The 23,925-nt window shown below is 46.3% G+C and carries 27 protein-coding genes; 24 read left to right on the top strand and 3 right to left on the bottom strand.

Annotated elements, in window-relative coordinates; all coding sequences use genetic code 11:
- The first annotated feature begins 103 nt into the window (after positions 1-103).
- The 7 genes from ccpC (at position 104) to C5I45_RS12465 (ending at position 5,231) form a co-directional block, all read left to right on the top strand.
- Positions 104-985 carry a transcriptional regulator CcpC gene (gene ccpC, locus C5I45_RS12495; protein ID WP_003154605.1) on the top strand — a complete coding sequence of 294 codons (882 nt, stop codon included), beginning with the start codon at positions 104-106 and terminating at the stop codon, positions 983-985.
- 111 nt (positions 986-1,096) lie between these two features.
- A complete protein-coding gene (locus tag C5I45_RS12490) occupies positions 1,097-1,570 on the top strand; it encodes a flavodoxin (protein WP_107994415.1) in 474 nt (157 codons plus the stop codon).
- Positions 1,560-2,453, top strand: coding sequence for a WD40/YVTN/BNR-like repeat-containing protein (locus C5I45_RS12485; RefSeq protein ID WP_003154601.1), 894 nt, complete (start codon positions 1,560-1,562; stop codon positions 2,451-2,453). The genes C5I45_RS12490 and C5I45_RS12485 overlap by 11 nt, the downstream gene beginning before the upstream one ends.
- Positions 2,454-2,479: 26 nt before the next feature.
- On the top strand, positions 2,480-2,935 hold the full coding sequence (locus C5I45_RS12480) for a flavodoxin (protein WP_003154599.1): 456 nt from the start codon (positions 2,480-2,482) through the stop codon (positions 2,933-2,935).
- 81 nt (positions 2,936-3,016) lie between these two features.
- The gene (gene dapD, locus C5I45_RS12475; RefSeq protein WP_003154598.1) at positions 3,017-3,727 is read left to right on the top strand and encodes a 2,3,4,5-tetrahydropyridine-2,6-dicarboxylate N-acetyltransferase; all 711 of its coding nucleotides are present in this window, start codon (positions 3,017-3,019) and stop codon (positions 3,725-3,727) included.
- Positions 3,728-3,797: 70 nt separating this feature from the next.
- Complete coding sequence (locus tag C5I45_RS12470; protein WP_003154597.1) at positions 3,798-4,925, top strand: N-acetyldiaminopimelate deacetylase; 1,128 nt, start codon at positions 3,798-3,800, stop codon at positions 4,923-4,925.
- Between the two features lie 60 nt (positions 4,926-4,985).
- Positions 4,986-5,231, top strand: a complete 246-nt coding sequence (locus tag C5I45_RS12465; RefSeq protein WP_003154596.1) for a YkuS family protein — start codon at positions 4,986-4,988, stop codon at positions 5,229-5,231.
- Between the two features lie 33 nt (positions 5,232-5,264).
- On the opposite strand, the gene C5I45_RS12460 is transcribed toward C5I45_RS12465, so the two are convergent.
- Positions 5,265-6,071 (bottom strand): mechanosensitive ion channel family protein, encoded by an 807-nt coding sequence (locus tag C5I45_RS12460; RefSeq protein ID WP_003154595.1) that lies wholly within the window; start codon positions 6,069-6,071, stop codon positions 5,265-5,267.
- Between the two features lie 287 nt (positions 6,072-6,358).
- Here C5I45_RS12460 and C5I45_RS12455 point away from each other — a divergent pair, with 287 nt between their 5' ends.
- Both C5I45_RS12455 and rok read left to right on the top strand, forming a co-directional pair.
- The gene (locus C5I45_RS12455; protein WP_003154593.1) at positions 6,359-6,817 is read left to right on the top strand and encodes a TlpA disulfide reductase family protein; all 459 of its coding nucleotides are present in this window, start codon (positions 6,359-6,361) and stop codon (positions 6,815-6,817) included.
- 451 nt (positions 6,818-7,268) lie between these two features.
- Complete coding sequence (gene rok / locus C5I45_RS12450) at positions 7,269-7,865, top strand: transcriptional regulator Rok (protein WP_003154591.1); 597 nt, start codon at positions 7,269-7,271, stop codon at positions 7,863-7,865.
- Positions 7,866-7,885: 20 nt separating this feature from the next.
- Here rok and C5I45_RS12445 read toward each other — a convergent pair whose 3' ends face one another.
- The gene (locus tag C5I45_RS12445; RefSeq protein ID WP_003154589.1) at positions 7,886-8,878 is read right to left on the bottom strand and encodes a coiled-coil domain-containing protein; all 993 of its coding nucleotides are present in this window, start codon (positions 8,876-8,878) and stop codon (positions 7,886-7,888) included.
- 145 nt (positions 8,879-9,023) lie between these two features.
- On the opposite strand from C5I45_RS12445, the gene C5I45_RS12440 reads away from it, so the two are divergent.
- The 14 genes from C5I45_RS12440 to sipT all read left to right on the top strand — a co-directional run bounded on the left by C5I45_RS12440 (position 9,024) and on the right by sipT (position 21,809).
- Positions 9,024-9,626: a molybdenum cofactor guanylyltransferase gene (locus tag C5I45_RS12440; RefSeq protein WP_003154587.1), complete on the top strand. Its 603-nt coding sequence runs from the start codon at positions 9,024-9,026 to the stop codon at positions 9,624-9,626.
- Positions 9,627-9,677: 51 nt separating this feature from the next.
- Complete coding sequence (locus C5I45_RS12435) at positions 9,678-10,697, top strand: molybdopterin-synthase adenylyltransferase MoeB (protein ID WP_003154586.1); 1,020 nt, start codon at positions 9,678-9,680, stop codon at positions 10,695-10,697.
- A gap of 17 nt (positions 10,698-10,714) precedes the next feature.
- A complete protein-coding gene (locus C5I45_RS12430) occupies positions 10,715-12,007 on the top strand; it encodes a molybdopterin molybdotransferase MoeA (RefSeq protein ID WP_025851480.1) in 1,293 nt (430 codons plus the stop codon).
- Positions 11,968-12,489: a molybdopterin-guanine dinucleotide biosynthesis protein B gene (gene mobB, locus C5I45_RS12425; protein ID WP_003154581.1), complete on the top strand. Its 522-nt coding sequence runs from the start codon at positions 11,968-11,970 to the stop codon at positions 12,487-12,489. The genes C5I45_RS12430 and mobB overlap by 40 nt, the downstream gene beginning before the upstream one ends.
- Positions 12,490-12,960 carry a molybdenum cofactor biosynthesis protein MoaE gene (locus C5I45_RS12420; RefSeq protein ID WP_003154579.1) on the top strand — a complete coding sequence of 157 codons (471 nt, stop codon included), beginning with the start codon at positions 12,490-12,492 and terminating at the stop codon, positions 12,958-12,960. It begins immediately after the preceding gene.
- On the top strand, positions 12,957-13,190 hold the full coding sequence (gene moaD / locus C5I45_RS12415) for a molybdopterin converting factor subunit 1 (RefSeq protein WP_003154578.1): 234 nt from the start codon (positions 12,957-12,959) through the stop codon (positions 13,188-13,190). Before C5I45_RS12420 ends, moaD begins: the two co-directional genes overlap by 4 nt.
- 323 nt (positions 13,191-13,513) lie before the next feature.
- Complete coding sequence (locus C5I45_RS12410; RefSeq protein WP_003154577.1) at positions 13,514-14,212, top strand: YknW family membrane protein; 699 nt, start codon at positions 13,514-13,516, stop codon at positions 14,210-14,212.
- A 1-nt stretch (position 14,213) separates the two neighbouring features.
- Positions 14,214-15,350, top strand: coding sequence for an efflux RND transporter periplasmic adaptor subunit (locus C5I45_RS12405; protein WP_003154576.1), 1,137 nt, complete (start codon positions 14,214-14,216; stop codon positions 15,348-15,350).
- On the top strand, positions 15,351-16,043 hold the full coding sequence (locus C5I45_RS12400; protein WP_003154575.1) for an ABC transporter ATP-binding protein: 693 nt from the start codon (positions 15,351-15,353) through the stop codon (positions 16,041-16,043).
- A complete protein-coding gene (locus C5I45_RS12395; protein ID WP_107994414.1) occupies positions 16,040-17,233 on the top strand; it encodes an ABC transporter permease in 1,194 nt (397 codons plus the stop codon). Before C5I45_RS12400 ends, C5I45_RS12395 begins: the two co-directional genes overlap by 4 nt.
- Positions 17,234-17,514: 281 nt before the next feature.
- Entirely contained in the window at positions 17,515-18,270 is a 756-nt protein-coding gene (locus C5I45_RS12390) for a DeoR/GlpR family DNA-binding transcription regulator (RefSeq protein WP_003154573.1), read from the top strand.
- Positions 18,267-19,178: a 1-phosphofructokinase gene (pfkB, locus tag C5I45_RS12385; RefSeq protein WP_003154572.1), complete on the top strand. Its 912-nt coding sequence runs from the start codon at positions 18,267-18,269 to the stop codon at positions 19,176-19,178. The genes C5I45_RS12390 and pfkB overlap by 4 nt, the downstream gene beginning before the upstream one ends.
- 14 nt (positions 19,179-19,192) lie before the next feature.
- Entirely contained in the window at positions 19,193-21,097 is a 1,905-nt protein-coding gene (locus C5I45_RS12380; protein WP_003154570.1) for a PTS fructose transporter subunit IIABC, read from the top strand.
- 130 nt (positions 21,098-21,227) lie between these two features.
- Positions 21,228-21,809 carry a signal peptidase I sipT gene (gene sipT, locus C5I45_RS12375; RefSeq protein ID WP_003154568.1) on the top strand — a complete coding sequence of 194 codons (582 nt, stop codon included), beginning with the start codon at positions 21,228-21,230 and terminating at the stop codon, positions 21,807-21,809.
- Positions 21,810-21,845: 36 nt separating this feature from the next.
- Here the strand turns inward: sipT and C5I45_RS12370 are convergent, their stop codons facing one another.
- Positions 21,846-22,115 (bottom strand): hypothetical protein, encoded by a 270-nt coding sequence (locus C5I45_RS12370; RefSeq protein ID WP_003154565.1) that lies wholly within the window; start codon positions 22,113-22,115, stop codon positions 21,846-21,848.
- A 162-nt stretch (positions 22,116-22,277) separates the two neighbouring features.
- On the opposite strand from C5I45_RS12370, the gene C5I45_RS12365 reads away from it, so the two are divergent.
- Positions 22,278-23,897: an ABC-F family ATP-binding cassette domain-containing protein gene (locus tag C5I45_RS12365; RefSeq protein ID WP_003154562.1), complete on the top strand. Its 1,620-nt coding sequence runs from the start codon at positions 22,278-22,280 to the stop codon at positions 23,895-23,897.
- Positions 23,898-23,925: the final 28 nt, after the last annotated feature.

Below are 23,925 nucleotides of genomic sequence, written 5' to 3'. Positions count from 1 at the left end.
GAAAAAGAAAACGCATACATACGAGTGGCGCTTGCCTCGGCAGCCTTTATTTGATTAGAATGGTAGATAAGAAATACGAAAAGGCATTGAAAAGGAGGACGACATGCAGCTTCAAGAGCTTCATATGCTCGTAGTTTTAGCTGAGGAATTAAACATGAGGAAGGCTGCCGAACGGTTATTCGTGTCACAGCCGGCTCTGTCCCAGCGATTGCAGACCATTGAAAAAACCTGGGGAACAAAGATCTTTCTTAGGTCTCAAAAAGGACTTACGGTAACGCCGGCAGGAGAAAAAATCATACAATTTGCAAATGACGTCACGGATCGGCAAGAAAGAATCAGAGAAAACATTGATGAACTTGAGGGTGAGATTCACGGCACATTAAAGCTTGCCGTCGCCTCGATTATCGGGCAGCACTGGCTTCCGAAAGTGTTAAAAACATATGTGGAACGATATCCGAATGCAAAGGTCTCTCTCATTACAGGCTGGAGCAGCGAAATGCTGAAAAGTCTGTATGAAGATCAGGTACATATCGGCATTATCCGGGGAAATCCGGAATGGAAAGGCCGGAAAGATTATTTAATGACCGATCATTTATATTTGGTCGATACGGAAATTTCCTGTATTGATGATATTGCCCATACCGACCGGCCGTTTATTCAATTCAAAAGTGACAGTACATATTTTCAGGAAATTCAGCATTGGTGGCATCAAAAATTCAAAACCTCGCCGAAACAGACCATCCTTGTCGATCAGATTGAAACGTGCAAGCAGATGGCGCTGCACGGGATCGGTTATGCCATTCTGCCGTCAGTCACCTTAGAAGAGGAAGATAAAGTAAATAAAATGCCCCTGCTTGATACAAAGGACCATCCGATCGGCCGTGACACATGGCTGCTCGGTTATGAGCCGGCATTTGAATTAAAACAGGTGCAGGCTTTTGTTTCTGTCATTAAAGATATGCTGAAACAGGAACGCCCATTTTAGAAAGACAGCAATCATGCTGTCTTTTTTTATTTTTTATTGACAATGAAAATCATTATCATTTAAAGTGTTATATATGTTAATGAAAATCATTATCAATTACGAGGTGATCATATGCAGAAAGCATTAATGATATACGCAAGCATGTCGGGGAATACAGAGGATATTGCCGGCATTATAAAAGAAACACTGAGCGGGCATCAGATAGCGGTTGACTGTCTTGATATGGACGAAGCAGATGTGGATTCTCTCAAAGCATATGATTATGTTTTTGTCGGCACATACACATGGGGGGATGGTGATCTTCCTTACGAAGCGGAAGATTTTTACGAAGATATTCTGCACAGCCAGCTCAACGGACTGAAAACGGCCTGTTTCGGTTCAGGCGATCACGCCTACCCGAAGTTTTGCGAAGCGGTCACGCTGTTTTGCGATGCGTTTGAACAGGCCGGAGCCAATTTATATCCGGAAACGCTGAAAATTGAGCTGGCGCCCGAGACGGCTGAAGATCAAGAATGCTGCAAAGAATTTGTCCGCGGTTTTCTTGCATGGGCCGCTCACCACGGAGACCGGTGCCATGTTTCATAAAGGCGCGACGGCTGTCATGGCATCAGTATCTTCAGGATTTTTTGTCGCTGTGAAAGGCGAAGGTATTTTTCATTTTTCGGCGGAAGAAGGCTGGAAAAGACTATTCCGAGTGAAGAGCAGGATTCATGTGCTGACTTATATAGGGCCCTACATATTCGCGGCTGGAGAAAAAGGCGCCGTCCTCAGATCGGCCGATCAAGGAAAGACTTGGACGGCCTCCCGATTTCCGACCAGCGCCTCCGTATGGGCCGTTGCCGGGCGGAATGACGGATTTGTCTGTGCGCACGGCACATACTGCATCTACTTATCTGATGATTTCGGCGTCACTTGGCATGTGGCTAAGCCTTTTTCACAATTAAAGGAGCCGCCTGTCATCCGTTCGCTTTGTTTACACGGTCAGACGGTTTATATCGGCACCCGGATTCATATGAATCATGGCGGCATTTGGGCGTATGATCTGACGGAAGGCCGCATCCGGCGTATAAGCCGCGAAAGGCAGCGCATGACGGCTTCAATGATGATGTATCAGAATGACTGGCTCATTGCAGCAAAGGGCGCGGCAAAGGGAGAACGGGGGGAGCTTGCTGTCCGAAACGTGCGGACGCATGAGGAGTTTGCCATTACAGCCGGGGACAATGTACGGGAAAAATCATTTCTTGACGTGTCTGAGGATAACGGGATTATTTATGTCACTTCGTCACAGGACGAAAGCGGATTTTCGCGTATTTATCAAGCTGATCTCGCTGCCGGTGAATTAAAGTGGTTTGATACGATCCGCGGTCACGGATGGCGGGTGGCCAACCGGGAAGAAGACTTTTTTTGCGCGGGCCTTTACGAAAGTAAGTTTGTCAGACCGTATGAGGCGGTTCGGCTCGCACATTAGTTTTTATGCATAAAGGAGAGACGAAGATGGGGAATGTATTGCTTGTTTACGCTACAATGTCAGGAAACACCGAGGCGATGGCGGATTTAATTGAAAAAGGGCTGATCGAAGCACAAGCATCCGTAGACAGATATGAAGCGATGGATATTCATGCCGGACTTTTTAATGATTACGAGTATATTTTATTAGGCACATATACGTGGGGAGACGGGGATCTTCCTGATGAAATGCTCGATATTGCTGAAGATATGGAAAACCTGGAGTTTACGGGAAAAACATTTGCTTTGTTCGGTTCCGGAGATACGTCCTATGAGTTTTTTTGCGGAGCGGTTGACGAATTGGAAAAAGTAATTACGGCCCGCGGCGGACGGGTGGTGCTGCCGTCGGTCAAAATTGAAAACAACCCTGAGGGCAGTGAGGAAGAAGAGCTCCGGGAATTCGGAAGACAGTTTGCCGCGCTGTGCAGCCAGCCGGCAGAATAAAGGCTTGTTCCTTTTTTTCTTGTCTTTGTATCCTTCCTTTGTTACAGTAATGAGGTAGAAAATCAGAGGAGGACAATACATATGAAAATGATGGATGCAAATGAAATTATTTCATTTATTCAAAATAGTACAAAATCAACGCCTGTAAAAGTGTATGTAAAAGGCGATCTCGAAGGAATCAGCTTTGGCGATTCCGCTAAAACATTCCTGAACGGCCAATCCGGCGTCGTTTTTGGCGAGTGGGCTGAAATTAAAAGCGCAATCGAAGAAAACAAAGACAAAATTGAGGATTACGTCATTGAGAATGACCGCCGCAACTCTGCGATCCCGATGCTTGATTTAAAAGATGTGAAAGCGAGAATCGAGCCAGGCGCTATTATCCGCGACCAAGTCGAAATCGGCGACAATGCCGTTATCATGATGGGTGCATCTATTAATATCGGTGCAGTCATCGGCGAAGGTACGATGATTGATATGAACGTTGTTCTCGGAGGACGCGCGACTGTCGGCAAAAACTGCCACATCGGAGCGGGTTCTGTATTAGCGGGCGTTATTGAGCCGCCTAGCGCTAAGCCTGTTGTCGTAGAAGACGACGTTGTGATCGGCGCAAATGCGGTTGTGCTTGAAGGCGTAACAATCGGTAAAGGCGCAGTTGTCGCCGCCGGAGCCATTGTTGTAAATGACGTCGAGCCATATACCGTTGTAGCGGGAACACCAGCGAAAAAAATCAAAGATATCGATGAAAAAACAAAAGGCAAAACAGAAATCAAACAGGAATTACGCCAGCTGTAAGGAATGGTTTGATAGAATGGGCGTGGATGATAAAATCCACGCCTTATTCTTATCTCAAGGAGGAATACATATGGAAAAAGAGCGGCTCATTGCCATCCGAAGAGATCTGCACCGCATTCCGGAGATCGGCTTTCAGGAATATAAAACCCAGCAGTACCTGCTGAATCTTTTAAACCAATATCCGGAAGAAAGAATTGAAATCGAAACTTGGAGAACCGGCATCTTTGTCAAAATCAACGGCACGGCTCCGGAAAAAAAAATGCTCGCCTACAGAGCGGATATAGACGCTCTGTCGATTGAAGAGCAGACGGGGCTTCCGTTTGCATCTGAGCACCCCGGTTTTATGCACGCATGCGGACACGATATGCACATGACCATCGCGCTCGGCATTATTGATCATTTTGTCCATCACCCCGTCAAACATGATCTGCTCTTTTTATTCCAGCCGGCTGAAGAAGGACCGGGCGGGGCGGCACCGATGCTTGAAAGCGATGTGCTGAAAAAATGGACGCCGGATTTAATCACCGCCCTACATATAGCACCAGAGCTGCCGGTCGGCACCATTTCCACCAAAAGCGGATTGCTGTTTGCCAATACGAGCGAGCTCGTCATCGATCTTGAGGGGAAAGGCGGACATGCGGCATATCCGCATACAGCAGACGACATGGTCGTTGCCGCAAGCACGCTTGTCACGCAGCTGCAAACGGTCATATCCAGAAATACGGATCCGCTTGACAGCGCTGTGATAACTGTCGGAACGATTACCGGGGGCACGGCGCAAAATATCATCGCAGAGCATGCTCATCTGGAGGGAACCATCCGGACGCTTTCCGAGGAATCAATGCGTATGGTGAAAAAGCGGATTGAAGAGCTTGTCAAAGGAATTGAAATCGGCTTCCGATGCAAAGGAAAAGTCACGTATCCGTCCGTTTATCATCAAGTTTATAATACAAGCGGCCTGACCGAAGAATTTATGCAATTTGTCAGCGATCATCAGCTTGCTGACGTGAAAACGGCGAAAGAAGCGATGACCGGAGAAGATTTCGGATATATGCTGAAAAAATATCCCGGCTTTATGTTCTGGCTGGGGGCCGATTCATCCCACGGGCTTCATCACGCCAAGCTGAACCCGGATGAAGATGCGATGGAAACCGCGGTAAATGTCATGGTCGGATATTTTTCGAAGTATGCCAATTAAATCCGAAAAGAAGAATAATCTAACAAAAATTGAGCATTCTACATAACGGAGGTGTTCAATATGACGAAAAAAATTGGAATTGAACAATCTTTATCGGATGTAGAACAGGCGTTAAAACAAAAAGGATATGACGTAGTGATGATGAAGACTCCTGAGGATGCGAAGAATTGTGACTGCTGTGTCGTAACCGGACTTGACAGCAATGTCCAAGGCATTGCCGATACGTCAACTCAGGCTCCCGTCATTACGGCTTCCGGAATGACCGCCGACGAAATCTGCAGCGAAGTGGAAAAAAAATTTCATTAAAAAGAAAAAACCGAAGCTTACGCTTCGGTTTTTCTATTCGGCGGAAGCGGCGTTTTTAAAACGGTCGAGCGCGATTTTCATTTCTCTCCGCAGTACGCGTTCAACCCGCCATTGCTCCATATTTTCTGTTTTGGCAATGATTCTGATCACCATTTCTGACGTGCTTAAATCCTGAACCCCGATGACGTCCGGCCCTTCCTTAATCTGCGGGAGCTCAGCGGCTGCTTTGTCACATGCGGTTTGCAGGATTTGAATGGTTTCATCAAGATTTTTTTCAAGCGGCACTTTAATATCGACAAGCGCCTGCATCGTTCCGCGGGAATGGTTGCTCACATTCGTGATGCCCCGGTTGGGAAGATAGTGAAGCGTGCCGTCAAAGCTCCGGATTTGCGTCGTACGGAGACCGACCTGCTCGACAATGCCGCTGTAGCCGGCAACCGTAATATAATCACCGACGTCGATCTGTTTTTCCAAAAGGATAAAAAATCCGGTGACGATGTCACTGACAAGCCCCTGAGCCCCGAAGCCGACGGCGAGACCGACCACGCCGGCGCCGGCAATGAGAGCGCTCGGATTGTAGTGAAATAAATCCAAAATCATTACGATAAAAACGAAAATCAGGATGTATCCATACACATTAAGCGCGAGGCTTCGCAAAGTATAAGCGCGGCCTGTGGAGAGGTTGTTTTGTTGCTCGAATTTCTGAAACAGATGCTTGATCAGCTTTTTTCCTGCCGTCCGGAAAATAAAATACGCTAAAATAATGAGAGCCAGCTTTATGATGAAAATCCCGGCAGATGTGAGAAGCCCGGCCCAATCAAAGTGTTTTAAATCAATCATAGTGATGTCTTCCTTTCAAGTCTATTGAGGAAAAAGCTAAAAGAGATATACCCGTTTTTTAAATAAGATAAACCTTCTCATAGAAACCAGTTATTACATTTATGATTTGTTCATATTGCCCGGTTTCAATATCTTCATTTTTGTGAAGATATGAACTAAGGAATCGCCACACTCATTTTAACATGGTGATTCAGCCAAATCATTTCCTTTGGAGGGAAAACAGGAGAACGTTGCCCGGCGGACTGAAAGCCCCGGCAAAAAACTTTTTTCATAAGGAGGGAAATAAGATGAAATTACATCAGCAAATGCCTGAATTAACAGGCGCTAAAGCATGGATTAACAGAGAAGTTACGAAGGAACAGCTGGTCGGCGGAAAGCCGGCACTGATTCACTTCTGGTCCGCCAGCTGCCGCATGTGTAAAGAAGCGATGCCTGAGGTGAACGGGTTTCGTGATAAATATAAAGATCAGCTGAATGTGGTGGCCGTCCACATGCCCCGTTCCGAAGACGATCTTGATCTTGAGAAAATCAAGAAAACAGCGGCTGAACACGATATCTCTCAGCCGATTTACGTCGACAGCGATCATACGCTGACTGCCGCATTTGAAAATGAATATGTGCCGGCTTATTACGTTTTTGATAAAAGCGGACAGCTCCGCCATTTTCAAGCGGGAGAGAGCGGGATGAAAATGCTTGAAAAACGCATCAGCCGGGTACTTTCAGAAACGGAGCAGGCTTCTGAGTAATCGGGACAATCTCCGCCGGACTATTGTCTCGGTTCTGCAAACCCTTTGCCGTTAGGTAACAGGGTTTTTTTGTGACTATTGGATAAAAAATTCCAATATGGCATGTATGGCTTAAAAAATAAGAGAAACAGCCGTAAACACGCTGTACCGCTTGTTTTATCCATATCATTAACTTTTACATATTATAGTCGAAAATTGTAGATATCACGCTAATTTTCATTAAACAAGTAATTTCAAGTTATATTTTGAAATGGTTCAATAAATTGGAACTTTGTCCAGAATCCCCTATATGATAAGGGATTTTTGTATATAAAGTACCATTTTCAGAAAATAAGCAATTTTTCATAGAGTAAATAAAATAGTAAAATGATAAAATAATAGTTGATAAAATTACTTTTGTAATCTAATATCTTAATAAAAGCGTTTAAATTTTTGACAGGGGGTTTTACACATGTTTAATGAAAGAGAAGCGCTGCGCTTACGTTTAGAACAATTGAACGAAGCAGAGGTAAAAGTCATTCGTGAATATCAAATAGAACGTGATAAAATATATGCAAAACTGAGAGAATTAGACAATACGGGCAGCCTGTCCGATACAAAAAAAGAGTTTCGTCCGGAGAAAAAAAGTGACTCTCTCCCGGTGCTTGCAGAGCTTGCAGCACAGGAAATGAGAAGCTATCAAAAGCCGCAGACACAGCCGCAATCCTCCCAGCCGCAGATGCAGTCTATTACGTCTCTTCCCGCCGGCATTCCAGACGGTTCTACAAGAAGAAGAAGAGGGACGGCGAGACCGGGATCAAAAGCGGCAAAACTGCGCGAAGCAGCGATTAAAACATTGAAACGCCACAATGCAGCGATCAAAAGTTCCGAACTGCAAAAGGAAATTGAAAAGGAAAGCGGCCTTGAAATTCCTAATATGACAACATTTATGCAAAGCTTAATTAAAATGTATCCGGAAGTGAAAAAACCATACCGCGGCCAATATATTCTTGAGGGAGAAATTTCTCAGGAAACAGCAGAAACGGCAAATGATACGGCTGCTGAATAAAACAGTAAAAACTGCTTGCGTTACTCAAGCAGTTTTTTTGCGTTTTCCCGTTTATTCTGCGGAAGTGACGCATCTTTTCCAGGCTTTTTTTCAAGCTTGACAACATATTTTTGGAAAGGCTTTTCGCCGTCAGCTCGTTCTTTCAACGCATCCAGTTTTTCATCAAACGACTGATCGCGGGACTCTGATTCTACAAATTGTTTTTGAAGGGAGATGACTTGTTCGGTAACGGCTGTAAGCAAGTCTTCTGCCTGAACAGTCTCTTTGGAAACGGAAGGGATTTCCAGAGTTTGTTCCGCCGGTTCCGCCGTGCGGCTGTCAATATCAGCAAAATGGCCGGCAATCCAAGCATCACTTTCGTCAAGCTGCCGTTTATATGAAAGAATGGTTTCTTGAAATAACTTTTCTTTCGTTTTTTCTATTTCTACAAGCCGTTCTTTTGTTTCTAGTATTCGATCTCTCATATGATTAATTTCTATTTTAATATGTTTGAGCTGGTATTCTTTTTCTATCATTTGTGTTTGGAGCCGGGTATTTTCGTCTGCAGCGGCATGATAACGCTGTTTCATATCTTCGTGAGAAGTCCGTTCGGTTTGAACGGCGGTCTCAAGTGAGCGGATGCGGGTATGTAAGTTTTTATTTTCTTCTTCAAATTTTACATTTGTAAGATGCAGACGATGTTTTTCTTCCATCTCATTTTTCCGCCGAAACGTTTCCTGCTGAAGCAGTTCTTGCAGAATGACGATTTTATCGAGCAGCCCGGCCCTGATTTCATGCAAAGAACGTTCCGTGTCACTTGTCTGTTTGTGTTTTTGAGCCATGGCTTCCAATTCGTCAGAAAGCTTGTGAAGCCGCTCTTTAATATTGGCGTTTTCCTCCTGAAGCTTATTGTTTTTTTGATGGAAGTAGCTTGCTTCAAATTCCGAAATTATTTTTCTGCATCTGGAAAGTTCGGATTTCAAGTAAAGGTTCTCTTGAGAAGTGTCGTGGAAAAACGGACCTGATATTTTCATAAGAACCATCTCCCTCTTGATGTTAACACTACAATATGGGAAAGGAACAACGGCTATTCCTCTTAATTAAACAGACAAGCACCGTAATATTGTATTTCGGCTGAGGCGTTTGCTATGCTTTTATATAGAATGGGAGAGCGATGACATGAAACGGGTGAATGTAATATTAGCGGGGGGAGCTTCCCGAAGATTCGGAGAACCGAAAGCTTTTGCAAAGTGGAAGGGCGGCATGTTTTATGAACAGGCGAAAAAAGCCTTCGGCGGCGGAGAAACGGTAATTATCAGCCGCCCTGAGCATATAAAAAAGTTCTTATCAAACAGGGAGCGGCATGTTTTTGCCGATGAGCCGCGGTTTCGGGGAATGGGCCCGCTTGCCGGCATATATACGGCAATGAAACAAACGGAAGGCGAAACATATACGGTCATATCCTGTGACACGCCGCTCGTGACAAGAAAAACGATGGCTGCGCTTGAAATGAAGCTGACGGGAAATCTGGACGCTGTCATACCGGTTTGTGAAAACAGAGAGCAGCCCCTCTTGGCGGTTTACCATAAACGGGTGCAGGATGTGCTTTTTGATCAGCTGACACAAAACAAACTGAAAATGACAGACACGCTGAAACGGCTGTCTGTCTGTTATGTGCAGGCTGAAGACATCGGCGCCGGGCCGGAGGAGTTCGCTAATATCAACACACGGGACGATTACACCAGACTTTTGGCGCATGTCGAGTCTTCAAATCAGGACTGATCGGTAAGAAACATGGTATGATGGAAATAAAAATGCAAGGGGACAACACAGATGGAAGAGCGCTATTCACGGCAGACAAGATTTAAGCCGATAGGGGAAAAAGGGCAGCAGGCGCTGGCTGACAGCAGTGTCCTGATTGTCGGAGCCGGAGCCCTCGGAACAGCCGCGGCAGAGGGCCTTGCAAGAGCCGGAGCGGGCCGTATGGCGATTATTGACCGGGATTATGTGGAATGGAGCAATTTACAAAGACAGCAGCTGTATACAGAAGAAGACGCGAGACAGCGCCTGCCGAAAGCAATGGCGGCCAAGGCGCGTCTTTTAGCGGTAAACAGTAATATACATATCGATGCTTACGCGGCGGAAGGTACGGCGGAAACGCTCGAACCGCTGATCGAACAAGCGGATTGCATTGTGGATGCGACAGATAATTTTGAAACGAGAATGGTCATCAATGATCTGGCGCTGAAAACGAAAACACCTTGGATTTACGGTGCCTGTGTCAGCAGTCAGGGAATGTGCATGACGATTATTCCGGGGGTTACGCCGTGTTTATCCTGCCTGTTTGAGCAGATGCCCGTGGGCGGAGCGACATGTGATACAGCAGGCATCATACCTCCGGCGGTTCATATCGTCTCCGCCTATCAGCAGGCTGAGGCGCTGAAATTGCTGACAGGAAATCATGCGGCGGTAAATCGGCGCTTTTTCACGTTTGACGTGTGGAATAACACCAATATGAGCATAAATGTGGATCAGATCAAACGGGATCATTGCCCTTCCTGCGGCGCGGAGCCCGTATATCCGTATCTGCAGCCTGAAAACAGGCCGAAAGCAAGCGTGCTGTGCGGAAGAGACACCGTTCAAATCAGATCGGAAGCCTTAAAGAGGCTGGATAAAGAAGAGCTTGTCAAACGTCTGAAGCAGATCGGTAAAGTGGAAGCAAATGAATTTTTGCTGCACATGGCGTACGAGCGCTTCAGAATCGTTATTTTTCAGGACGGACGGGCTCTGATTCACGGTACAAACGATATAAAAGAAGCGAATTCAGTTCTGGCCAGAGTGATCGGACTGTAGGAAGGGGATGTATTGCTATGCTTGAAAAAAGAACGCCGATTCAGGTGGACGAAGCAGTCCGCCGGGTGAGCCTGTATAAAAAAAAGGGGGATACCGAATGGGTGGCGCTGGAGGACAGTCTCCACCGCTATTTGGCGGAGGATGTTAAGGCGGATCATGATGTGCCGGCCTTTAACCGTTCTCCGTATGACGGGTTTGCCATCAGGGCGAGCGATTCAAAAAGGGCTTCCCGTGACAATGCCGTCACCTTTGAAGTCATTGACCATATCGGAGCCGGCGCCGTGTCAGAAAAAGAACTCGGGCCTTATGAAGCGGTCCGCATTATGACGGGGGCGCAGATTCCCAAAGGCGCGGATGCCGTAGTGATGCTTGAGCTGACAAAAACGTTTTCTGAAAACGGCACGAATTACATGTCAGTGAAACGCCCTTTTCATGCGGGCGATAATATTTCATATCAAGGAGAAGATGCGAAAAAAGGCAGCTCGCTATTAAAAAAAGGGACGAAAATCACGCCGGGCGTAACCGCTCTTTTAGCAACCTTCGGCTATGCTTCCGTTCCCGTGGTCAGAAAGCCGGTTGTCGGCATTATCGCAACGGGAACCGAGCTTCTTCATGTCAGCGATCCGCTTGAGCCGGGGAAAATCCGCAACAGCAACGCTGCCATGGTGTATGCCCAGGTCATTGAAGCGGGTGCGGTACCGCTGAACTTAGGGAAAATTTCCGATGATTTTGATGACAGCTATGCTGCGGTGAAGGAAGCTATGAAAAAAGTTGATTTTCTGATCACGACCGGCGGCGTGTCAGTCGGCGATTTTGATTTTCTTCCGGACATTTATAATAAGCTCGGAGCGGAAGTTCTTTTTAACAAAGTGGCAATGCGCCCGGGGAGCGTGACAACTGTCGCCCGGGCCGATGACATGCTGCTGTTCGGCCTTTCAGGCAATCCGTCCGCATGTTATGTCGGATTCACCCTGTTTGTCAAACCGATGATTCAGACATGGCTTCTGAATGAAAAACCTCATTCCGGATGGGCGGAAGCCGTGTTAACAAACGACTTTCCGAAGCCGAATCCGTTTACGAGATTTGTGAGGGCATTTGTTTATCATAAGGACGGAAAAATGATGGCGTCACCGGTCGGTCTCGACAAATCAAGCTCAGTCACATCTCTTGCCGAAGCAAACGCGTTTATCCTTCTGCCGGGAGGAACGAGGGGGTATGAAGCGGGCCGGACGGTTCACGCGCTCCTCATCCGTGATGAGAATGGAAGTGAATGGCCGTGGTCAATTCTTTCCCGATCGTCCAGATCGTAGGTTTTCAAAACAGCGGTAAAACAACGTTTATTGAACGTGTGCTGAAAGCTGCGCCGAAAGAGTGCGATATTGGATGTTTAAAACATCACGGACATGGCGGAGAACCGGAACCTTTTTCTGACGGAAAAGACTCGGAGCGCTTTTCAAAAGCCGGAGCCGCGGTTACGGCAGTAGAAGGGGACGGCGTCCTGCAGCTTACGGCGCGAAAAAAATGGGATCTGGCGGGTTTGATCAGTCTGTATGAATGTCTGGGAATTGACGGTCTTCTCATAGAGGGATTTAAACATGCGCCGCATCCGAAAATCATTATGATCAAAAACAGCGAAGATTGGCAAAAGCTGAAGCATTTGGAGCGCGTGATCGCGGTTGTCAGCAGAAATACGGAGCATATGCCGGCAGATGCTGGCAAGCCCGTATTCCATTCGGACGATCCTGCTGCCATTATGTTTGTGCTTTCGCAGCTGAAAGGGGAAACTGCTTAAATGGAACGTTTTCAAATTACAAGGGAACCTATCATTGCGGAAAATATCGTAAAAAAAGTTGAAAAGCGTGAAGCCGGGGCCATCACAACGTTTATCGGCACGGTCAGAGAGTGGACTGCAGGACGGCGGACGGTGCGTCTCGAATATGAAGCGTATGAACCGATGGCTGTTCAAATGCTTTCTCAAATCGGCAGTGAAATCAGCGCGAAATGGGAAGGAGCCGAAGCTGCAATCACTCACCGTGTCGGCGTCCTTGATATCGGTGAAGCAGCGGTCGTAATCGCCGTGTCTTCTCCGCACAGAAAGGCGGCATATGAGGCGAATGAATATGCAATTGAACGGATAAAACAGATTGTGCCGATATGGAAAAAAGAAATCTGGGAAGACGGGGAAGAATGGATAGGCGATCAGCTGGAAACAACGCCCTATCCGAACGGAAAACCGGATTTGGATAAAGGGGAATCGCGATGATTAAAGTATTATTATTTGCCGGGCTTGCGGAGCAGGCGGGAACATCGGTCATTGAACTTGACGAAAAAGAGACGGCGGCGTCTGCTGTAAAAACGCTGTTAAAGGAACGGTACGGCCTTCAGACGATTGACAATGCCATGATCGCAATCAATGAAACATATGTAAAAGACAACAGCATCGTAACAGAAGGTGATACCATTGCCTTTATCCCTCCTGTAAGCGGAGGGTGAAAAAAGAGCCGGGTGTGCATCATTGCCATCCGGCTCTTTTTGTATATAGGCGCTGAATTTCAGAGAATATTTAAATGGGATTTAAAGGGTTTTGCAATTGAGGCGGTTTTCACTGCATGAATAGGCTGATAACAGTGCCTTTACAAGGTTTTGAGCCACCCGTCATACCGGTCTGACGATGTTTTTTTTACATAATTATGGAACGTAAAGCTGAGAATTTGTGTTACAATTTAGCATAAATACGCAAACGGCAAAAAAATTGAAACTTCTCTCAGCCTAAAGCGTACGTATAAACAGAATAATACATAGGAGGCATCAGCCATATGGAACCAAATCTCGAAAAAAGCAATACGGCAGTAACGGAAAAGCCGTCAATTTTCGGCGTCATTACAAGTCCTGTTGTACAGTTTAAAAGACTAAATGAACACCCGGTCATCGGCCTTCCTCTCCTGATTGTCATCATTCTCATTGCGGCGGGGAGTATTTTGCGCGGGCTCGGAATGAATTATGAAGAACTGCTGAACAGCTCATCTCTTGACGGATTGACCGATGATCAGATTGAAATGACCAAAACCATTGCGAAATTCGGCTCGATTTTCGGAGGGATTTTCGGAGGCATTATCGGTCTCTTTATCGTTCCGCTTATTTATTGGCTGTGCGTCAAAATTTCAGGCGGCGTGACAACTTATAAAAAAATGCTCTCACTCGGCCTCTTTACTGCATTTATTACTAACATCGGCTTAGTCATTAACGGACTTGTCATTTATTTTACCGGTGCGGGCTCACTGTACCCTGTCACATCTTTGGCGAGTGTCATACCGGCCGGAGACGGCGTATCGGTCTTTTTAAGCGCGATCGATATTTTCAGCATCTGGAGCTATATTCTGCTCGCTTTGGGACTTCGCTATACAGGCGGTATTTCGAAAAAAGCGGCCTGGACTTCCGCGATTGTCCTGTTTGTTATTATGCTTTTGGTTTCGGCAGTCGGAGGACTGTTAAGTTCAGTGACAGCAGGTGTATAACATGAAAAAAATTTGGATCGGAATCGGCATCGCCGTAATTGTTGCAGTATTCATCGGTATCAATATTTATAAGTCTGCCGCTCCCGCGGGCGGCAGCGCCGGAAAAAAAATCGAAACCGGAACCATGGAAAACAGAGAAATCTCATCTACGGTTATGGTTCCGGGAACACTTAAATTCTCTAAAGAACAGTATGTTTTTTATGAAGCAGATAAAGGAACTCTTGATAAAGTGAAAGTAAAAGAAGGCGACAAAGTAAAAAAAGGGTCGTCGTTAGTCACGTATACAAATGAGCAGCTCAACCTTGATAAAGAACAAAATGAGTTGACAGAACAATCAAAACGGATGCAAATCGAACAAGTTGAAGAAAAACTCAGAGCATTAAACAGCAAGGAACAAGATCTGGCAAAACAAGTGGGAGAAGCGGAAGCCAAAAAACAAATTGAATCCGAACGGACTGATCTGCAGCTTCAGCAAAAAACGGCGGAAATCGAATTAAAGCAATCTGATTTGCAAAAGCAGTCTCTTGAAAATCAAGTGTCGAATCTCAATGTTAAGAGTGAGATGGACGGGACGGTTATCTCGGTAAATCAAGAAGCGGCTTCTAAAAAATCGGAAATTCAAGAACCGGTTATACATATAGGAGACCCGGAACACCTGGTCGTTGCCGGCAATTTGTCCGAATACGACACGCTGAAAGTGAAAAAGGGCCAAAGCGTTACAATCACCTCAGACGCCATCCCCGGTAAAACGTGGAAAGGGAGAGTGGCGGCTGTCGGCCTCGTTCCGGATCAAAAGTCAAGCGCTGCTTCGGGGGAAAGCACGGAACAAGCCGTCCAGTATCCGTTTCAGGTTAAGCTGATCGGAAACCTTCCGGAAGGCAAGCCGGGATTTAAATTAATTATGAACATTGAAACCGACAAACGGAAAGCCGACACGCTGCCGTCCTCCGCAGTCAAAAAAGACGGAGATGAGCACTGGGTCTTTACGGTAAAAGACGGGAAGGCCAAACGCGTGAAAGTTAAAGTCGGCGATACCGCAAATCAGCTTACGGAGATAAAAGAGGGGCTTTCAAAGGATGATAAAGTCATTCTGAATCCGGCTGACGGTTTGACTGACGGAACGGATGTGAAAGCATAGATGATTCAGCTTTCAAAGGTGAAAAAAAGCTATCAGATCGGCAAGGAGACGTTTGATGTTCTCCGTTCAATCGACCTGACGATTGAAGAAGGAGAATATGTGTCAATTATGGGACCCTCAGGATCGGGAAAATCTACGATCATGAATATCATCGGCTGTCTGGACAGACCGACGTCCGGCAATTACAGTCTTGCGGGCGAAGATGTTTCTTCATGCACCGAAAAAGAGCTTGCGGCGGTCCGGAACAAATCAATCGGTTTTGTCTTTCAGCAGTTTCAGCTGCTGCCGCGATTGAATGCAAGAAAAAATGTCGAACTCCCCATGATCTACGCCGGTATCGGCAAAAAAGAGCGTGAGGAACGGGCTGAGCACGCGCTGGAAAAAGTCGGTTTGGCGGATCGGATGCGTCACATGCCGAATGAGCTGTCCGGCGGCCAGAAGCAGCGTGTCGCGATTGCAAGAGCCATCGTGAACGAACCGAAGCTCATTTTAGCTGATGAACCGACCGGCGCGCTGGATACGAAAACAAGCATTTCCATTATGGAGCAGTTCACAGAGCTTAATGCAGAGGGCGTGACCGTGGTGCTTGTCACTCATGAGCCTGAAGTGGCGGACTGTACAAACAGAGTGATTTTCGTCCGTGACGGCATGATCGTTTCCCGCGATTCTGAGCAGAGGAGAGTGGGGGAATGAGCCTGTCAGAAAATCTCCGGATGGCCCTCAGTTCCGTAAGAGCTCACAAGCTGAGATCGATTCTGACAATGCTCGGAATCATTATCGGCGTCGGTTCAGTAATCGTTGTTGTGGCTGTCGGCCAGGGCGGAGAGCAAATGCTGAAGCAATCCATCAGCGGGCCGGGCAATACGATTGAATTGTTTTACATGCCCAGTGATGAAGAATTAACAGCCAATCCGAACGCCTTACAGCAAGCGAGTTTTACAGAAGAAGATATTAATGGATTAAAAGGAGTGGACGGCGTAAAGCAGGTTGTCGCTTCCGCGGTAAAATCCATGACGGCCCGTTACCATGAAGAAGACACGGATATTACGCTGAACGGCATTAACAGCGGCTACTTGGACGTAAAAAAGCTGGACGTTCAAGATGGACGGACGTTTACGGACAATGATTTTCTTTCCGGGAAAAGAGCGGGAATCATCTCGAAAAAAATGGCTGAAAAGCTGTTCGGGAAAACGTCTCCGCTCGGGAAAATCGTCTGGGCCGGCGGACAGCCCGTAGAAGTAATCGGCGTACTGAAAGAAGAGAGCGGCTTTTTATCGTTAGGACTCAGTGAAATGTATGTGCCGTTCAACATGCTGAAAACGTCTTTCGGTACTAACGACTACAGCAACGTTTCCGTTCAGACGGAGTCCGCTGATCAAATCAAAACAACAGGAAAAGAAGCGGCCCGTCTCTTAAATGACAATCACGGTACAAAAGAGGCCTATCAAGTCATGAATATGGAAGAAATCGCGGCGGGAATCAGTCAGGTCACGACCGTTATGACGACGATCATCGGTTCGATCGCCGGTATTTCACTCGTTGTCGGCGGGATCGGGGTCATGAATATTATGCTCGTATCAGTGACGGAACGGACAAGAGAAATCGGCATCCGCAAATCGCTCGGTGCCACGAGAGGACAGATTCTGACACAATTCTTAATTGAATCTGTTGTGCTTACTTTAATCGGCGGCTTAATCGGAATCGGTCTCGGCTACGGGGGAGCAACACTCGTTTCCCTTATCGCAGGCTGGCCGTCGCTCGTTTCCTGGCAGGTGGTTTGTATCGGCGTGCTGTTCAGTATGCTGATTGGCGTCATCTTCGGCATGCTGCCCGCCAACAAAGCATCACGCTTAGATCCGATTGAAGCGTTACGGTATGAATAACCGGCGCCCCATGCAGTCTGCATGGGGTTTTTTGTGTTTTAATGATTGAATGAATATAATAGACTTTTTTCATTTATGATAAAAAGAAAATGTCATACAATTGTCCCCCTTTTTGTCGAATTTACAGTTTACAAACCCTATGTACATACGTTAATATGAACAAATGTGAAAGATTTTGATAGTTATTGAATGAATTTGAGTGATTTTAGTTGCTTGAAGTAAAAAAAGCGTTTACAATTATCTTGCAGCCGAAATGAATACGTTTTCAAAGGAGGCGGAATATGCTTACTCCTGAAAGGTATCAGCTGATTATGGATCAGATTGAAAAGCGAGATGTGGTGAAGATTCAAGAGCTGATAAGCATGACAAACGCTTCTGAATCAACGATCAGAAGAGATTTATCAACACTTGAAGAGCGCGGATTTTTAAAGCGCGTTCACGGCGGGGCGTCTAAACTTTCCAACAGCAGGCAAGAACCCGATATGCTTGAAAAATCCTCCAAAAACCTTCAGGATAAACTGAAGATCGCTGAAGAAGCGGCATCTTTATTAGAAGAAGGTGACTGTATTTACCTTGATGCGGGAACAACTACATTGCACATGATTGATTTTATAGATCATACAAAGGACATTGTGGTTGTCACAAACGGGGTTATGCATATCGACGCTTTAATAAGGAAGGGGATTCCTTTTTATCTTCTCGGAGGATATGTGAAGCATAGAACAGGTGCGATGATCGGCGGCGCCTCATTAACGGCGGTCAGCCAGTACCGTTTTGACAAAAGCTTTCTCGGGGTGAACGGCGTGCACATTGAAGCCGGCTTTACAACACCCGATCCGGATGAGGCTCTTCTGAAGACAAAGGCTGTGAGACAGGCGAAAAATGCGTATGTTTTAGCCGATCCTTCTAAATTCGGCGAGATTTCTTTCGCAGCGTTCGCCGCCTTGGGCGATGCAGCTATCATTACCACTGAAGCTGAAGAACTTGCATTCGATGATTACCAAGAAAAAACTGTCGTAAAGGTAGTGAAACCATGATTTACACTGTAACTCTCAATCCGTCTGTTGACTATATCGTTCACGTTGAAGATTTTGCCGTAGGCGGTTTAAACCGTTCCAGCTATGACACGAAGTATCCCGGCGGAAAAGGCATCAACGTTTCGAGATTACTGAAAAGACACCATGTGCCGTCAAAAGCATTGGGGTTTGTCGGCGGATTTACCGGAAATTATATCACGTCATTTTTGCAGCAGGAAGGTCTGGAAACGGCTTTTTCTGAGGTGGATGAAGACACGCGTATAAATGTAAAACTGAAAACGGGCGATGAAACGGAAATTAACGGACAGGGCCCGACGATTTCAGACGAAGTGTTCAATGCCTTTTTAGAACAGTTCTCCGCTCTGGAAGAGGGAGACATCGTCGTTTTAGCGGGAAGCATCCCTTCTTCCCTGCCGCATAACACGTATGAAAAAATTGCTGAGGCATGCAGAAAGCAGAATGCCCGGGTAGTGGTGGACATCTCCGGTGAAGCGCTGATGAAAGCGACAGAAATGAAACCGTTTTTGATGAAGCCGAATCATCATGAGCTTGGGGAAATGTTCAATACGGTCATTGATTCAGCCGAAGCTGCCGTTCCTTACGGTAAAAAATTAATTGAACAAGGCGCTGAACACGCGATTGTTTCGATGGCTGGCGACGGTGCGCTTTTATTTACGAAAGAGGCGGTTTTCCTCGCCAATGTTCCTAAAGGAAAGCTTGTCAATTCGGTAGGCGCAGGTGATTCCGTCGTCGCGGGATTCCTTGCGGGAATTTCAAAACAGCTGCCTTTGGAAGATGCGTTCCGTTTAGGAGTTGCTTCCGGAAGCGCGACGGCATTTTCTGAAGAACTCGGAACTGAAGAGTTTGTACAGCAGCTTCTTCCTGAAGTTAAAGTCACACGTCTATAGAGGAGGAAAGAAAAGTGAAGATAACTGAGCTGTTAACAAGAGATACAATTCATCTCAATATAGAAAGCAAAGAGAAAGAAAACGTTATCGATGAAATGGTGACAGTGCTTGACAAAGCCGGCAGATTAAATGACAGAGAGGCTTACAAAGCAGCCATTTTAAATCGTGAAAGCCAAAGCTCGACGGGAATCGGCGAAGGTATTGCCATTCCTCACGCGAAGACGGCGAGCGTCATTAACCCGGCCATCGCATTCGGCCGTTCAAAAGATGGTGTGGATTATGAATCATTAGACGGTCAGCCGGCACACTTGGTCTTTATGATTGCGGCAACCGAAGGAGCGAACAATACGCATCTTGAGGCATTATCAAGACTTTCAACGCTTCTTATGCGTGAGGAAATCCGCAAACAGCTTCTTGAAGCTGAATCAGAAGATGCGATCATTGACATCATCAATCAGCATGACAAAGATGACGATGAGGAAGAAGAAGAGCAGGAAGAACAGGCAGCGCCGTCAGGAAAAGGGAAAATCCTTGCGGTTACGGCATGCCCGACAGGTATCGCTCATACGTTCATGGCAGCTGACGCACTGAAAGAAAAAGCGAAAGAGCTCGGCGTTGACATTAAAGTCGAGACAAACGGCTCAAGCGGTATTAAACATAAGCTGACGGCTCAAGAAATAGAAGACGCGCCTGCGATTATCGTGGCGGCTGATAAACAGGTTGAAATGGAGCGCTTTAAAGGCAAACATGTTCTTCAAGTGCCTGTGACGGCCGGTATCAGGCGTCCACAGGAACTGATTGAAAAAGCCGTTAACCAAGATGCGCCGATTTACGAGGGCAGCGGCGGAGGATCTTCCGCTTCAAATGAAGACGGCCCGAAACAGAAATCAGGCACAAGCATCGGAAGTACTTTCTATAAACACTTAATGAGCGGTGTCAGCAACATGCTGCCATTTGTCGTCGGCGGCGGAATTCTCGTTGCGATTTCATTCTTCTGGGGAATTCATTCAGCTGATCCGAAAGACCCGACATACAACACGTTTGCTGCAGCGCTGAACTTTATCGGTGACGGTAATGCGTTAAAGCTGATTGTTGCAGTACTTGCCGGATTCATCGCAATGAGTATTGCGGATCGTCCGGGGTTTGCGCCGGGTATGGTCGGCGGATTTATGGCTACGCAGGCGAATGCCGGATTCTTGGGCGGACTGATTGCGGGATTCTTAGCCGGTTATGTCGTAGTCCTTTTGAAAAAGCTGTTTGTCTTTATTCCTCAGACTCTTGACGGATTAAAACCTGTATTGATTTATCCGCTGCTCGGTATTTTTATCACCGGTGTCCTGATGCAGTTTGTCATTAACACACCTGTAGCAGCGTTTATGAATTTCTTAACAAATTGGCTTGAAAGCCTTGGAACTGGAAACCTTGTCTTAATGGGTATTATTTTAGGCGGTATGATGGCTATCGACATGGGCGGCCCGCTCAATAAAGCGGCCTTCACTTTCGGTATCGCGATGATCGATGCCGGAAACTATGCGCCGCATGCGGCCATCATGGCGGGCGGAATGGCTCCGCCGCTTGGAATCGCACTGGCGACAACATTCTTTAAACACAAATTCTCTAAACGTGACCGTGAAGCCGGTATTACGTGCTACTTCATGGGAGCAGCTTTCGTTACAGAAGGCGCCATCCCGTTTGCAGCGGCTGATCCGCTTCGCGTCATCCCTGCAGCCGTTGTCGGTTCTGCGGTAGCGGGCGGACTGACAGAGTTTTTCCGGGTAACGCTTCCTGCACCGCACGGAGGAATATTCGTTGCATTCATTACGAACCATCCGCTGCTTTACTTAATGAGCATCGTGATCGGAGCGATTGTAACGGCGGTTATCTTGGGAATCATCAAAAAACCGGTAGTAGAGAAATAAGCGAAAAGCGTCCTTTACGGGCGCTTTTTTCAATCATATACGCATAGAAGCGTTATGTATTTTGTGATGAGTTGTGATAAAGTAAAGATGGTACATGAACCGAAACAGTGATCGTCTAGGAGGAACCACGTTGACTGAAGAACAAAAACCTACTTCTGAAAAATCGGTAAAAAGAAAATCCAACACGTATTGGGAATGGGGAAAGGCCATCATTATAGCGGTTGCACTTGCGCTGTTAATCCGCCATTTCCTGTTTGAACCGTACTTAGTGGAAGGATCATCAATGTACCCGACATTACATGACGGTGAAAGACTGTTTGTCAACAAAAGCGTCAATTATATCGGAGAAATCGAGCGGGGGGACATCGTCATTATTAACGGCGATACATCGAAAGTCCATTATGTAAAGCGGCTCATCGGAAAACCGGGAGAAACGGTGGAAATGAAAAATGACACGCTTTACATAAACGGCAAAAAAATCGCAGAACCGTACCTCGCGAGCAATAAAAAAGAAGCGAAAAAACTGGGAGTCAACCTGACGGGAGATTTCGGCCCCGTAAAGGTTCCGAAAGGCAAATACTTCGTCATGGGCGACAATCGGCTGAACTCAATGGACAGCCGGAACGGCCTCGGCTTAATTGCCGAAAACCGGATCGTCGGCACCTCGAAGTTTGTGTTCTTCCCGTTTCATGATATGCGTCAGACAAAATAAAAACGCCGCGCTGCCCGATTCGGACAGCAGGCGTTTTTATTTGGCAAACGAGGCCGCGACGGCGATGAACAATACCGTGGCCAGCACTGATCCGACAATGGCCAGAACGCTGAAAAAAAGATTCACCTGCTTCTTCTCTTTGCCGCGTCTTTCAAGCATCCGTTTGGAAAAGAGATGCGAAAACGTATAAATGAGGGCGATTCCGACGTACAAGCCGATGTCACGTGCCGTAAAGCCTGTGACGGCCAGAAAAACCCCGGTGAAGAAAATCATAAGACAGTATTCTGTGAGTGTTAAAAGCTTCAACTTGTTCCTCCGTGATGAATATGTATATATATCTATTGTATCACAGCGCTCCGGGTTTGACGCCTGCATCTTTTCAAACCTGTATATTCGCAGGGAAACATTTCTCTTCCCCTTTATTCATGGTATACTTTTAATGATGATAGACACGATGGAGGATTCTAAATGATTGCTGTAAATAATGTGAGCTTGCGTTTTGCGGATCGCAAGTTATTTGAAGATGTCAATATTAAATTTACGCCGGGCAACTGCTACGGATTAATAGGCGCAAACGGTGCCGGAAAATCAACATTTTTGAAAATTTTATCCGGTGAGCTGGAGCCTCAGACCGGCGATGTCCATATGAGTCCGGGCGAACGTCTTGCCATTCTGAAGCAGAACCACTTTGAATATGAAGACTGCGAAGTGCTGAAAGTCGTCATTATGGGACATAAACGTTTATACGAAGTCATGCAGGAAAAAGACGCGATTTATATGAAGCCTGATTTTTCAGATGAAGACGGCATCCGCGCCGCTGAGCTTGAAGGAGAGTTTGCGGAATTAAACGGATGGGAAGCTGAAAGTGAAGCCGCTATTTTGTTAAAGGGGCTGGGCATCTCTGAAGACCTGCATACGAAGAAAATGGCCGACTTAGGCGGTTCAGAAAAGGTGAAAGTGCTTTTGGCACAGGCGCTGTTCGGCAAGCCGGACGTTCTGCTGCTTGATGAACCGACCAACCACTTGGATCTGAAAGCGATTCAGTGGCTGGAAGAGTTTTTAATCAACTTTGAGAACACAGTCATCGTCGTATCCCATGACCGTCACTTTTTAAATAAAGTGTGCACGCACATCGCCGATCTTGATTTTAATAAAATTCAAGTGTACGTCGGCAACTATGATTTCTGGTATGAATCAAGCCAGCTTGCTTTAAAGCTTTCTCAGGAAGCCAACAAGAAAAAAGAAGAGCAGATTAAACAGCTTCAGGAGTTCGTGGCCAGATTCAGCGCCAACGCCTCTAAATCAAAGCAGGCGACATCAAGAAAGAAACTCCTTGATAAAATCACGCTTGATGATATCAAACCGTCATCACGCCGTTATCCTTATGTCAATTTCACGCCGGAACGCGAGATCGGAAATGACGTGCTGCGGGTTGAAGGCTTAACAAAAACGATTGACGGGGTTAAGGTGCTTGATAACGTCAGTTTTATTATGAACAGAGAAGATAAAATCGCATTTACGGGCCGCAACGAACTTGCCGTTACGACATTGTTTAAAATCATTTCCGGGGAAATGGAAGCAGACAGCGGCACATTTAAATGGGGCGTGACCACTTCTCAGGCGTACTTCCCTAAAGACAACAGCGAATATTTTGACGGCAGCGATGCGAACCTTGTCGACTGGCTCCGCCAATACTCGCCGCATGACCAAAGCGAAAGCTTTCTGCGCGGTTTCTTAGGACGCATGCTGTTCTCAGGAGAAGAAGTCAACAAAAAATCAAACGTCCTTTCCGGAGGAGAAAAAGTGCGCTGCATGCTTTCAAAAGCGATGCTTTCCGGCGCGAATATCTTAATTCTGGATGAACCGACAAACCACTTAGATTTGGAATCCATTACAGCGCTTAACAACGGCTTAATCAGCTTTAAAGGCGCTATGCTGTTTTCATCTCATGACCATCAATTTGTACAGACAATTGCCAACCGCATCATTGAATTAACGCCTAAAGGCATTGTTGACAAACAAATGTCTTATGACGAATTTCTTGAAAACGCGGATGTGCAGAAAAAGCTTGAAGAGCTATACGCGTAATAAAGAAGCAGGGGAGACTCTGCTTTTT

The organism is Bacillus sp. ZY-1-1, from assembly GCF_003047165.1.
GTDB lineage: Bacteria > Bacillota > Bacilli > Bacillales > Bacillaceae > Bacillus > Bacillus velezensis.
The sequence above is the reverse complement of the archived record's forward strand: the minus strand, read 5'-3'. Positions and strand labels throughout refer to the sequence as shown.